Source organism: Zhengella sp., from assembly GCF_041397485.1.
Taxonomy (GTDB): Bacteria; Pseudomonadota; Alphaproteobacteria; order Rhizobiales; family Rhizobiaceae; genus Zhengella.
Genome location: NZ_JAWKWO010000002.1, coordinates 654400 through 666929 on the forward strand (window position 1 = coordinate 654400; position 12530 = coordinate 666929).

Below are 12530 nucleotides of genomic sequence, written 5' to 3' on the forward strand. Positions count from 1 at the left end.
CCTTAACCGCAAATTAACCTCATCGGTTTAGGATTGTTAAAAATGACCAGTGTGCGGGTCGGAAGATGGATGATTATGTTCGGGGGCGGGGGCTCCTCCGGCGGACGCTGTGCCTTTGGCCGGCGGCAAGCCTCATAGCGTTGACAATAGCTTCGCCCGCGCGGGCGGAGGACGATCCATTCGTTATTACCGTTGGTGGCGATGGCCAGGTGGTGGAGAGCAATAGCCGCCAATCGGCTGCATCAGCGCGTTCGGTGGATGTGAAGGTGACATTTGACGGGCTCGATGTTCAGCCGCGTCTGAATGTTTCCACAGACCCGGTCTCGACAACCTACCGGGCCGGCGAAGCCGTCCAATTCAGGACCGCGCTCAACTATCCGGACTTCATCACGCGTGGCGAGATCATCGTCACCGGCATTGACGGGAATGGCCGCCGCGAACGCGTCGCGACAATTCCGGCGCCCGCCAACGGGCTGGCCACGTGGCAAATTCCCGTTGCTGGTCCTGCACGCTATGCCTATGTCTACCGGGTCTATGACGCGTCCGGCCGGTTTGATTAAACCGCGCCGCTTGAATTGAATCGCAGCGAAAAGACATCGTCTGGCGACGCGCGCGACGCCGTCGCGCCCGCGGAAGGCGCGGACCGGACCGCGAGGCGCAATATCAGGGTCCACGGCGGGGCAATCACGGTTTCCGGCGCCCATGCCGAACCGCAAGGCGCCGTCGCTGTCATGGGCGAGACCGTGCCCGTCGATCGCGATGGGCGCTTCGTGGTGCAGCGAATCGTACCCGCCGGCGAACACACCGTGACGGTCGAAGTTCCGCGCCAGGACGGAAAATCCGTATTTATCGATCGCGATGTCAACATTCCGCAAAACGACTGGTTCTATGTCGGCCTCGCGGACCTGACGGTCGGCCGACGGTTCGGCGACAAGGGCATCGAAACCGTTCGCAGCGGCGAATTCGACAAGATTTATACCCGTGGGCGGCTTGCTTTCTACCTGAAGGGAAAGATCAAGGGCGAATACCTGCTCACGGCTGCCGCCGATACGCGGGAGGGCGACTTGTCCACCCTGTTCAAGGGGCTGGACGAAAAGGACGCACGTTCCGTTCTGCGCCGGCTCGATCCCGACGACTACTATCCGGTCTATGGTGACGGTTCGACCATGACCGAGGATGCGCCGACCCAGGGCAAGTTCTATGTCCGTCTCGAACGCGGCGACAGCCATGTCATGTGGGGCAATTACCGCACCTCCATCGCAAACACCACGTTTCTTGCCAGCAGCCGTGCGCTCTATGGTGCGCAGGCGCACTATCGCTCGCCCGAAACCACGGAGTTTGGCGAGCGCAAGACCGATATCATGGTCTATGCGGCACAGCCCGGCACGATGCCGCAACGCGAGGAATTGCGCGCCACCGGCGGCTCGTCTTTCTTCCTGAAGCGCCAGGATATCACGACCGGTTCGGACACCGTCACGGCGGAAGTACGCGACCCGGTGACGGGTGTGGTGCGCGAAAGGGTTCGCCTCGTTGAGGGGCGCGACTATGACATCGACTATATCCAGGGCGTGCTGATCCTGCGCCGTCCCCTGGCCTCGATCACCGGCACGTCCTCGCCGGTGCGTTCGTCGGCCAATGGCGGCGACAATGTCTGGCTGGTCGTGAATTACGAATATACACCGGCCGCCGCCGATCTTGATGGCTATGCCTATGGCGGGCGCGCCGAGCGCTGGCTGGGCGAGCATGTTCGTATCGGTGCCACCGGTATGAGCGAGACAACCGGTACGGCCGACCAGCAGGCGGCCGGCGCCGATGTCCTTCTGCGCAAGTCCGAAAAGACATGGCTGGAAGCGGAAGTGGCCACGTCGCGCGGACCCGGTTTTGCCTCCACGATGTCCACCGATGGCGGCCTGACGTCGTCGGATGGCACGTCGGCCGGAAACCGCAATGTCACGGCCCTGGCCTGGCGTCTGAAGGGGCAGGCGGACCTTGAAGAGGTCACAGGCGGGCGCTTGCGCGGCACGATCGGCGGCTATGTCGAGGACCGCGAGGGCGGTTTTCAGACGCTGAGCCACAATACCAGTGTGGATGAACGCGTTTGGGGCGCCCATGCCGACATCGACGTGACGGATCGCCTGTCGGCCGGGCTTCGCTATGACGAACGCAGCGATGCCGATGGACGGCGCGAGCGCGAGGGGCAGGCCAGCATCGAGATCAAGCCCTCGGAGGGCTGGAAAGTGGCCCTGGGCCTTGCCTACACGCAGATGGTCAATCCGACGGTCACCACCTATGGCTACAATGGTGAGAGGATGGTGGCGGGACTGCGCATCGAGCGCGCCTTCAGCGATGATCTCACGGTCTACGGTTTCGGGCAGGCCACGGTCCTGCGCCGCGGCGCCATTCGCGCCAATGACCGGGCCGGTGTCGGCGCGACATGGCGTCTGACCGAACAGGTCTCGCTGTCGGGTGAGGTCTCCTATGGCACGACCGGCTGGGGCGCGCTCGGCAGGATCGGCTACGACCCGGATGCCGATACCAGCTATTATGTCGGCTACCGGCTTGATCCGGACAGGGCATGGAGCGAAAGCGGCTCGGTCCTTCAAGGCACTGACCGGGGCAATATCGTCGCGGGCATGCGCCGCAAATTGTCCGACGAGCTTTCCGTCTTCACCGAATCCAGTCTCGACCTGTTCGGGCGCAACCGTTCGCTCGGTCAGACCTATGGCGTGACCTACCAGCCGACCACGGCCTGGACCCTGACCGGCGGTTTCGAAAGCGGACAGATCCGCGACGACCGCATTGTCAATGGCGTCAAGGCGTCGGATTTCGATCGGTTTGCGGTCTCCGCGGCGGCAACCTACCGCAATGACGACGATGGCCTGACCGCGCGCATGCGCGGCGAGTTCCGCCGTGAACGCTCCGACGACGGCAGCCGGGATGCCGACACCTGGGGCGCGGGCACGAAAGTCGCATGGAAGCCGGATGAAGCGCTCACCCTTCAGGCAAGCGCCGATCTCCTTTTTTCCAGGGCAAAAGGATCGACAATCCGCGACGGGGAATACGCCGAGGCCTCGATCGCGGCAGCCTATCGCCCGGTCGACAATGACCGGTTCAACATGCTGTTCAAATACACCTTCCTGCACGATCTGCCGGGATCCGCGCAGGTCAACGCGGCCGGCGATCTGGCAGGTCCGGGCCAGCAGAGCCATATCCTTTCGGCCGATGGCAATTACGACATCAACCGATGGCTCACCGTCGGCGCCAAGTACGGCATGCGGCTGGGGCGCAGCCAGGACCGGTTGACCGGTCTCTGGTCGAACGCGGATGCGCATCTCGGCATCCTTCGCGCCGATGTCCATGTCGTGAAGAAATGGGATCTCCTGTTTGAAGCGCGGGCCCTGCATCTGCCCGATTCGAAAACCACGGATTACGGGTTCCTGGCCGCCGCCTACCGGCATGTCGGCGACAATTTCAAGCTCGGTGCAGGCTACAATTTCGGACGCTTCACCGATGATCTGCGCGACCTCACGCTGGATGACCAGGGTGCGTTCATCAACGCCGTCGGCAAGTTCTGACTTGACCTGATGGACCTCGTGTGACGAGATCGGCGCATCAGGCGCCGGTCTTGTAACGTTTGGCGGGCGCAACGCCAGAACCATCACGCGGGAGGAAACAATGGCGGAGCAATGCGTGCTCAGCGAGCGCAGGGACGGCTACACGGTCATCACGCTGAACCGGCCGGACAAGCTCAATGCATTCAACGTGGAACAGCATGAACAACTCAGGGCGGCACTCGGCGAATGCGCCGGCGATCCCGGATGCCGCGCGGTTCTGTTGACCGGCGCGGGGCGCGGCTTCTGCGCCGGGCAGGATCTCGCAGACAGGGATGCCGGCATGGATGGCGCTAGCCCCGATCTCGGGGAGACGATCGAAACCTTCTACAATCCGCTGGTTCGCCAGATTCGCGCGCTGGAAATGCCGGTCATCTGCGCCGTCAATGGTGTGGCTGCCGGCGCCGGCGCCAACATAGCCCTTGCCTGCGACATCGTGCTGGCGGCGAAGACAGCGCGTTTCATCCAGGCCTTCGCCAGGATCGCACTGGTTCCCGATTCCGGCGGCACCTTCTGGCTGACCCGGTTTCTCGGCGAAGCCCGCGCCAAGGCACTAGCGCTGACCGCCGAGCCCTTGCCGGCGGAAAAGGCCGCCGATTGGGGCCTGATCTGGAAAGCCGTGGACGACGCCGTGCTGATGGACGAAGCCCATGGCCTTTGCGCCAGCCTTGCCCGGGGACCGACACGCGCGCTGGCACTCACCAAGCAGGCGATACAGGCGGCGGCGACCAATACGCTGGACGAGCAGCTTGACCTTGAGCGCGAACTGCAGCGCGAGGCCGGCCATGCCGGCGACTACCGCGAGGGCGTGGCAGCCTTCATGGAAAAGCGCCCGGCGAATTTCGCCGGCCGCTGATCCGCATTCCGGTCCGGAGCGGCGGGCGTCAGCCCGCCGTGATCTTTTCGTTGAGATTGGAGAAGAACTGGCCGGCCAGCTTCTTTGACGTCGACACGATCAGGCGGCTGCCAAGCTGGGCGATCTTGCCGCCCACGTCGGCCTTGGCGACATAGGACAGCAGCGTGCCGCCTTCGCCATCTTCTGCAAGTTTGACATCCGCGCCGCCCTTGGCGAACCCGGCAATGCCGCCCTTGCCTTCACCCTGTATGGTATAGGAATGCGGCGGTTCGAGATTGACGAGTTCGACATCGCCGTTGAACCGCGCCTTGATCGGCCCGATCTTCAGAGCGACCACGGCTTCCATTTCCGTGTCCGACTTCTTTTCCAGCGATTCGCAGCCCGGAATGCATGCGCGCAGGATTTCCGGATCGTTCAGCGCTTCCCACACGGTCTGCACCGGCGCTGCGATGCGCTCCTGTCCTTCCAGTTCCACGGCCATGGCAAATTCCCTCCCGTTCGAGACAAGCTGGCTTGGAGCTAAGGCATGCCGTGGCGCTTGTCCATGGCACCAAAGTCCGCCCCCTGTCTTTGGTTGTATCTTCGGCCTTCAATCGGTTTAGGAAGATGATAAGGTGCGTCCGCCGCGCCGGCGCCGAATTCACCGATGATCAGGAGACACCAGCCGTGGACGAAACCCGTTTTGCCGAAGCCAGTGCGGCGCTTGCCAGCCACGCAGGGCGTCTGACAGGCATGTCCATGCGCGATGCCTTCGCCGCCGACCCTGAGCGCTTTTCCCGGTTCAGCCTGGCCTTCGGCGACCTTTTCCTCGACTGGTCGAAAAGCCGGATCGACGACGCGGCCATGGCCGCGCTGTTCGAGGCCGCCCGCGCTGCCGGCGTGGAAGGCCTGCGCGACGCCATGTTTGCCGGCCAGCCCATCAACAACACGGAGAACCGGGCGGTGCTTCATGTCGCCCTGCGCGCCGCGCCGGGGGACGGGTTCGCAGTCGATGGCCGCGATGTGATGGGCGAAGTCCACGCCGTCCTGGACGCCATGGCGCGCTTTGCCGAGGCGCTGCGCAAGGGCGAAATGACCGGCGCCACCGGCAAGCGCTTCACCGATGTCGTCAATATCGGGATTGGCGGGTCCGATCTGGGCCCTGTCATGGTCACGCGCGCGCTGGCGCCCTGGCATGACGGCCCGCGCCTTCATTACGTCTCCAACGTGGATGGCGCGCATCTGGCGGATACGTTGAAGGGACTGGACCCCGCGACCACCCTTTTCATCGTTGCTTCCAAGACCTTCACGACCGTCGAAACCATGACCAATGCGGCATCGGCTCGCGTATGGATCGCGGCCGCCCTGGGAGAAAGCGCGGTCGGCCGGCATTTCGCCGCGGTTTCGACCGCGCTCGACAAGGTCGCCGCATTCGGGATCGACGAAGCCCGCGTCTTCGGCTTCTGGGATTGGGTCGGCGGCCGCTATTCGGTCTGGTCGGCCATCGGCCTGCCGGTGATGATTGCCATCGGTCCGGAGAACTTTCGCGCATTTCTGGCAGGCGCACGGGCAATGGATGTCCACTTCCGTTCCGAGCCGCTTGAAACCAACCTGCCCGTCATTCTCGGGCTGATCGGCTACTGGAACCGCCGCCTGTGCGGCTGGCCCACCCGCGCTGTCATCCCCTATGACCAGCGGCTCGACCGGCTGCCGGCCTATCTCCAGCAGCTTGACATGGAATCGAACGGCAAGGGCGTCACCCGCGACGGCGAGCCGGTTTCCGGCGCCACCGGACCGGTGGTCTGGGGCGAGCCGGGCACGAATGGCCAGCATGCCTTCTTCCAGCTCATCCACCAGGGCACCGATGTCATCCCGGTCGAATTCATTCTCGCCGCCATGCCGCATGAAACCGCCAGCGGCGAACATCACCCGCTTCTCATGGCAAATTGCCTTGCGCAGGCCGAAGCGCTGATGCGTGGCCGCACTTTCGAGGAAGCTCTGGCGCAGGCGAGGGGGAAGGGACTTGAAGGCGAGGCGGCCGAATTCCTCGCCCGCCATCGCACATTTGCGGGCAACCGGCCGTCGGTTACAATCCTGCACAGGCAGTTGACGCCCTTCGCCCTCGGCCGCCTGATCGCACTCTATGAGCACCGCGTTTTCGTGGAGGCTGCGCTTTTCGGCATCAATGCCTATGACCAATGGGGCGTCGAACTGGGCAAGGAACTGGCGACGGCGCTTCTGCCCGTCGTCAAGGGCGAGGCGGATGCAGAAGGGCGCGATTCCTCCACCGCCGGGCTTGTCGAAGCCCTGGCCCGGCTGCGCGGTGCCTGAGCGATGGAGATCCGCGCGATCCTGTTCGACAAGGATGGAACGCTGATCGACTTCCACGCCACATGGGCCGGCTTTGCCCGTCAGGCCGCACTGGAGGCGGCCGGACGCGACCCGGATCGAGCGTTGCATCTGCTGGAAGCGCTCGGCCTCGATGCGGCAACGGGCCGGTTCCGCCCCGGTTCGGTCCTGGCCGCCGGGTCTGGTGCCGATGTTGCCGCGGTGCTTTGGCCCGACGCGGAAGGGCAGGCGTTGCAGGACCGGATCGGCACGCTGGACGATCTGGCCGCCACCCATGCCCGCGATCACGCCGTCGCCCTGGCCGGCATTCCGCAGGCGCTGCGCAGCCTTCAGGCATCGGGCCGGGCGCTTGGCATCGCCACCAACGATTCCGAGCGCGGTGCCCGCGAGACCATGGTGCGGCTGGAACTTGATGCCCTGTTCACCGCCATACTGGGCTATGATTCCGTGCCGCGCGCCAAGCCCTGGCCCGACATGATCCATGCCTTTGCCGGCCACGCCGCGGTCGCGCCAGGCGCCGTGGCCATGGTGGGCGACAATCTTCACGATCTGGAGGCCGCGCGAAGGGCAGGGGCCGGGCTGGCCATCGGCGTGCTCAGCGGCACGTCAGGCCATGGCGATCTCGCGTCGCTCGCCGATGTGGTGCTCGACAGCGTCGCCGACCTGCCTGCCTGGCTGGCCACGCTGCAGAAGGCATGACGAAGGCGGCATGCGCCGCCTTCGGGATGTCACAGGTCTTTTCCGCTTCAGTCGCGCAATTCGCGCCGCAGGATCTTGCCGACATTCGATTTCGGCAATTCGTCGCGGAACTCCACATGCCTGGGCCGCTTGTAGCCGGTCAGGTTTTCCTTCGCGAAGGCCATCAGGGCCTCCTTGGTGAGGGAGGGATCTTTCCGCACGACGAAGATCTTCGGCACCTCGCCGGAGTGTTCGTCCGGCACGCCGATGGCCGCGACCTCCATCACCCCCGGATGCTTGGCCATGACGTCCTCGATCTCGGTCGGGTAGACGTTGAACCCGGAAACAAGGATCATGTCCTTCTTGCGGTCGACGATCTTCACGTAGCCGGCTTCGTCCATGAACCCCATGTCGCCGGACTTGAAGAACCCGTCGGCCGTGAAGACGCGTTCCGTCTCGTCGGGCCGGTTCCAGTAGCCGGCCATGACCTGCGGCCCGCGAATGCAGATCTCGCCCACATCGCCGAGCGCGACATCCTTGCCCTCCTCGTCCCGGATGGCGATTTCCGTGCCCGGGATGGGCAGGCCGATCGTGCCGGAGAATTCGGTCGCGTCGAAACGGTTCGCGGTTGCCACCGGCGCGGTCTCGGACAAGCCGTAGCCTTCGGAAATGACATTGCCCGTCACCTCCTTCCAGCGTTCGGCCACCGCGCGCTGCACGGCCATGCCGCCGCCCAGCGTCAGCAGAAGATTGGAGAAGTCCAGCTTGCGGAAATCCTCATTGTTGAGCAGCGCATTGAACAGCGTGTTGAGCCCCGGAAAGACGTGAAACTTGTAGCTCTTCAGCTCCTTCACGAAGGCCGGAATGTCGCGCGGATTGGGGATCAGCACGTTGAGCGCCCCCTGTCGCATGCCCATAAGCGCGTTCACCGTCAGCGCGAAGATGTGGTAGAGCGGCAGCGCGCAGATATAGATCATGTTGTCGGGCTCGGATCGTCCCGCATAGGCCGATTGCAGCCAGGCGGAATTCTGCGCCACATTGGCCAGCACGTTGCGATGCAGAAGCTGCGCGCCCTTGGAGACGCCGGTCGTCCCCCCGGTATATTGCAGGAACGCCGTGTCGTCCGGCCCCACGTCGGCCGGCTTGAACTGCGCCTTGCCGCCGCCGGAAAGCGCTGCCTTGAAGGTGACATGGCCGGGCAGCGACCATGCCGGCACCATCTTCTTGATGCGGCGCACCACGAAATTGACGATCATGCCCTTCAGTCCGCCCAGCATGTCGCCCATGCTGGCCACGACCACGGTCTTGACCTGTGTGCGCGCGATCACGGCTTCCAGCGTGGCGGCGAAATTCTCCAGGATGATGATGGCTTCAGCGCCTGAATCGTTGAGCTGGTGTTCCAGTTCGCGCGGCGTGTAAAGCGGATTGACATTGACCACGATATAGCCGGCGCGCAGCACCGCCATCATGGCAACGGGATATTGTAGGACATTGGGCATCATCAGCGCCACGCGGGCGCCGGGCTTGATCCCCTGTTTCTGCAAATAGGCGCCGATGGCCGAGGACGCATCGAGCAATGCGCCATAGCTGATGGTCTTGCCCATGCAGGCGAATGCCGGCCGCGCCGAATAGGACCTGCAGGCCTGTTCGAGCAGGGCACCCAGCGAGCGCGCCTCGAGCGGGCCGATATCGGCCGGAATGCCTTGCGGATAGCTGGCAAGCCAGGGTTTGTCTGCGGTCTTGGCGGCGGTCATGGTTTCCTCCCGGGAAAATGAGCCCGATCCTGTCCTGCGCGGCATGTTTGCGCCACGCCGGCAATGTGCTGTGATCCTCTTGCCTACGTCAAACTGACTTTGACGTAAAAGTCAATAATACCGACGCTACTGCCCATAGCGCTCGGCCTTTTCCAGATAGGCGATTTCGTCGGCCGTACTCTGGCGGCCCAGGGCCTCGTTGCGATGGGGAAAGCGGCCGAAACGGGCGATGACGTCGCGATGCTCGCGCGCGAACCGGAGATTCTCCTCCCGTCCCAGGGCCTCGAACAGCGATACGCAGCGCTCCTGATCGTCGAGGCGTTCGGAATGCATCAGCGGCATGTAGAGGAACTGCTTGCGATCGGCGTCAAGCGCCGCATCCAGCCCCTTGTCCACGGCATTGCGCGTGATCTGCGCCGCCAGCGTGTCCGTGGCGAAGGCGCGCGGCTGGCGCCGGTACATGTTGCGCGGGAACTGGTCGAGCGCAATGACGGCGGCAAGTGCTGCATCGGCACTGGTCCAGACGTCTTCGGGAACACCCGATGCGAGGCGCTCATGCAGCGTCGCGAAGCGGTTCGTGATCGTCATGTCCAGCGCGTCACTGCCGTTGAACCAGTCCTTGGGTGTCAATTCCCCGAACCAGAAGTCCAGAACGTCGTTCTGCCAGCCGGCGGGCAGGGCTCGTGCATCCATTGTCGCTCCTTTCACGGGTCTTCATTGCTCTTGATATAGGAATGTGGACCACAGGTTCGAGATGGTGGCGCAACAAAGCACGGGCGCCATGAGGCGAACCCGATGAGCAAATCGGTTCGAGACCCGGACGTGAATGTGGTTTTGAAGAAGTGGTGCCGCTTGCGTGACTCGAACACGCGACCTACGCATTACGAATGCGTTGCTCTACCAACTGAGCTAAAGCGGCCCTCGGCGCGTCGCCGGAACTGAGCGGGTCATAGCCGCAAAGCATCCGGATTTCAAGCGCCCGTTTTGCTTATCGTGAACACAAAATGCCGGGGTGCGGCGGCCTTGTTCTTTCGGTCGCCCGGCACGTCGTTTTCTGGACAATGGCAGCCAGTCGCGCCATGCTTCCCCAAGGGACCTTTTGCCGCAAGAAAAGGCGGAAGGCCGAGCGGGAGGAAAACCGATGTATGACACGACCTATCACCGTGCCTCGTCCGTGGAAGAGGCCGCCCGTCTGGCGCAGGGGGCCGCGGAAGCAAAATATGTCTCTGGCGGGCAAACGCTCGTTCCGGCCATGAAGACACGGCTGGCTGCGCCATCCGACCTGATCGACCTGCGCCACATCGCCGGCCTGAAGGGGATTTCTGTCTCCGGCCGCACGGTCACGGTGGGCGCGGGCACCACCCATGCCGAAGTCGCAGCCTCCGGCGAGCTGGCATCGGTCTGCCCCGCCCTGTGCGCGCTTGCCGGCCATATCGGCGATCCCCATGTGCGCCACATGGGGACGATTGGCGGATCCGTTGCCAACAACGATCCGGCTGCCGACTATCCCGCCGCCATGCTGGGGCTCGGCGCCACCATCGTCACCGACAGGCGCGAGATCGCGGCCGACGACTTTTTCACAGGCCTGTTCGAGACGGCGCTGGAGGATGGCGAGATCGTCACGGCAATCCGGTTCGATGCACCCGATGCCGCCGGTTACGCCAAGTTTCCCAATCCGGCATCGCGCTACGCCATGACCGGTGTCTTCGTGGCCCGGCGCTCCGATGGCGTGCGCGTGGCTGTGACGGGGGCCGGCAATGACGGCGTCTTCCGCGCCGGTGAACTGGAAGCCGCGTTGGCCGACGATTTCTCGCCCGCTGCGCTGGAAGGCAAGTCCGTGCCTGAATCGGCCATGATGAGCGACATGCATGCCAATGCCGGGTATCGCGCCAACCTCGTCATTGTGATGGCGAAACGCGCCGTCGCCGCCGCCGGCAACGGTCCTGTTGCCGAAGTCCGTCCCGATGGAGAACTGACAAGGGCGGCCGAGGCCGTGGCCGACGAGGCGCAGAAGGCCGGCGACGCGGCGCGCGCGGCCGTGGAGGAAACCATCGAAGAGGCGCGTGAGACGGTAAGCCGGGTTGCCGGCGGCACCGGCCAGGGCGCGGCCTCTGCCCCGGCGCAGAAGAAACGCGGCTGGCTTGCCCGGCTGTTCGGCCTCGGCAACTAGAGCGCCGTCCGCAAGAAGTCGAATGAAAAACGGGCGCCCGCGGGCGCCCGTTGCCGTCTGACGATGACAATCTTTACCGTCAGCCGCAGATCCGCGCCTTGGCCTCGGCATATTCGCTTGCCAGCCGGTCGACCAGCGCGCCTGCCGGAACGACCTCCTTGACCGCGCCGATGCCCTGGCCGCAGCCCCAGATGTCCTTCCAGGCCTTGGACTTGTCGCCGCCGAAATTCATCTTCGAGGGATCGCTCTCCGGCAGGTTGTCCGGGTCCATGCCGGCATTGCGGATCGAGCCCTTGAGATAATTGCCATGCACACCGGTGAACAGGTTTGAGTAGACGATGTCGGCGGCATTCGAGCCGACGATCATCTCCTTGTAGGCGTCCACCGCGCGTGCTTCCTGCGTGGCGATGAAGGGCGAGCCGATATAGGCCATGTCCGCACCCATGGCCTGCGCGGCCAGCACCGCGCCGCCATTGGCGATGGAGCCGGACAGCAGCAGCGGCCCGTCGAACCATTCGCGGATTTCCTGCACCAGCGCGAAGGGCGACAGCGTGCCGGCATGGCCGCCCGCGCCCGTGGCAACGGCGATCAGCCCGTCGGCACCCTTCTCGATGGCCTTGCGGGCATGGCGGTCGTGGATGATGTCGTGCAGCACGATGCCGCCATAGGAATGGATGGCCTCGTTCACCTCCGGCACCGCGCCGAGCGAGGTGATGACCACCGGCACCTTGTATTTCACGCACATTTCCAGGTCGTGCTGAAGGCGGGTATTGGTCTTGTGCACGATCTGGTTGACCGCGAAGGGGGCGGCGGGCCGGTCCGGGTGCGCCCTGTCATGGGCCGCCAGCTCCTCGGTGATCTGTGCCAGCCACTCGTCGAGCTGCGCCTCGGGCCGGGCATTGAGCGCCGGGAACGAGCCGACGATGCCCGCCTTGCACTGCTCCAGCACCAGCGGCGGATGCGAGATGATGAACAGCGGCGAGCCGACAACGGGAATGCGCAGGTTCGTCTTGAGAATGTCAGGCAGAGCCATCCGGGAATTCCCTCCAACTTACGTTTTCGTAAACTGCTGTTCTTTTCCCGCCTGCGGGCGGCGCCGTCAAGGCTTGGATTTCGGGCCAGGCCTTTCTCCT

Annotated in this window: 9 protein-coding genes, 1 tRNA gene and 1 pseudogene; 6 read left to right on the forward strand and 5 right to left on the reverse strand. The window is 64.2% G+C overall.

What is annotated here, in order from left to right; translation table 11 throughout:
- Positions 1-209: 209 nt before the first annotated feature.
- The 3 genes from R3D65_RS09250 (at position 210) to paaG (ending at position 4467) form a co-directional block, all read left to right on the forward strand.
- Positions 210-560: a hypothetical protein gene (locus tag R3D65_RS09250; protein ID WP_371274926.1), complete on the forward strand. Its 351-nt coding sequence runs from the start codon at positions 210-212 to the stop codon at positions 558-560.
- 15 nt (positions 561-575) lie between these two features.
- Positions 576-3575 carry a TonB-dependent receptor gene (locus tag R3D65_RS09255; protein ID WP_371274927.1) on the forward strand — a complete coding sequence of 1000 codons (3000 nt, stop codon included), beginning with the start codon at positions 576-578 and terminating at the stop codon, positions 3573-3575.
- Positions 3576-3675: 100 nt separating this feature from the next.
- The gene (gene paaG / locus R3D65_RS09260; protein WP_371274928.1) at positions 3676-4467 is read left to right on the forward strand and encodes a 2-(1,2-epoxy-1,2-dihydrophenyl)acetyl-CoA isomerase PaaG; all 792 of its coding nucleotides are present in this window, start codon (positions 3676-3678) and stop codon (positions 4465-4467) included.
- Between the two features lie 28 nt (positions 4468-4495).
- On the opposite strand, the gene R3D65_RS09265 is transcribed toward paaG, so the two are convergent.
- Positions 4496-4948 (reverse strand): CoxG family protein, encoded by a 453-nt coding sequence (locus R3D65_RS09265; RefSeq protein WP_371274929.1) that lies wholly within the window; start codon positions 4946-4948, stop codon positions 4496-4498.
- 125 nt (positions 4949-5073) lie between these two features.
- Between R3D65_RS09265 and pgi the strand changes: the two genes are divergently transcribed.
- Both pgi and R3D65_RS09275 read left to right on the forward strand, forming a co-directional pair.
- Entirely contained in the window at positions 5074-6777 is a 1704-nt protein-coding gene (gene pgi, locus R3D65_RS09270; protein ID WP_371274930.1) for a glucose-6-phosphate isomerase, read from the forward strand.
- Positions 6778-6780: 3 nt separating this feature from the next.
- Positions 6781-7494, forward strand: coding sequence for an HAD family hydrolase (locus R3D65_RS09275; protein WP_371274931.1), 714 nt, complete (start codon positions 6781-6783; stop codon positions 7492-7494).
- Between the two features lie 47 nt (positions 7495-7541).
- Here the strand turns inward: R3D65_RS09275 and R3D65_RS09280 are convergent, their stop codons facing one another.
- From R3D65_RS09280 to R3D65_RS09290, 3 genes are all read right to left on the reverse strand, one after another.
- Positions 7542-9227 (reverse strand): long-chain-fatty-acid--CoA ligase, encoded by a 1686-nt coding sequence (locus R3D65_RS09280; RefSeq protein ID WP_371274932.1) that lies wholly within the window; start codon positions 9225-9227, stop codon positions 7542-7544.
- Between the two features lie 126 nt (positions 9228-9353).
- Positions 9354-9920 carry a DUF924 family protein gene (locus R3D65_RS09285; RefSeq protein WP_371274933.1) on the reverse strand — a complete coding sequence of 189 codons (567 nt, stop codon included), beginning with the start codon at positions 9918-9920 and terminating at the stop codon, positions 9354-9356.
- A gap of 150 nt (positions 9921-10070) precedes the next feature.
- Positions 10071-10146: transfer RNA gene (locus R3D65_RS09290), tRNA-Thr, on the reverse strand.
- Positions 10147-10368: 222 nt separating this feature from the next.
- Between R3D65_RS09290 and R3D65_RS09295 the strand changes: the two are divergent.
- Positions 10369-11160: pseudogene (locus tag R3D65_RS09295) on the forward strand (xanthine dehydrogenase family protein subunit M); the annotation flags it as partial.
- 316 nt (positions 11161-11476) lie between these two features.
- Here R3D65_RS09295 and R3D65_RS09300 read toward each other — a convergent pair.
- Positions 11477-12430, reverse strand: a complete 954-nt coding sequence (locus R3D65_RS09300; protein WP_371274934.1) for an NAD(P)H-dependent flavin oxidoreductase — start codon at positions 12428-12430, stop codon at positions 11477-11479.
- Between the last annotated feature and the right edge of the window lie 100 nt (positions 12431-12530).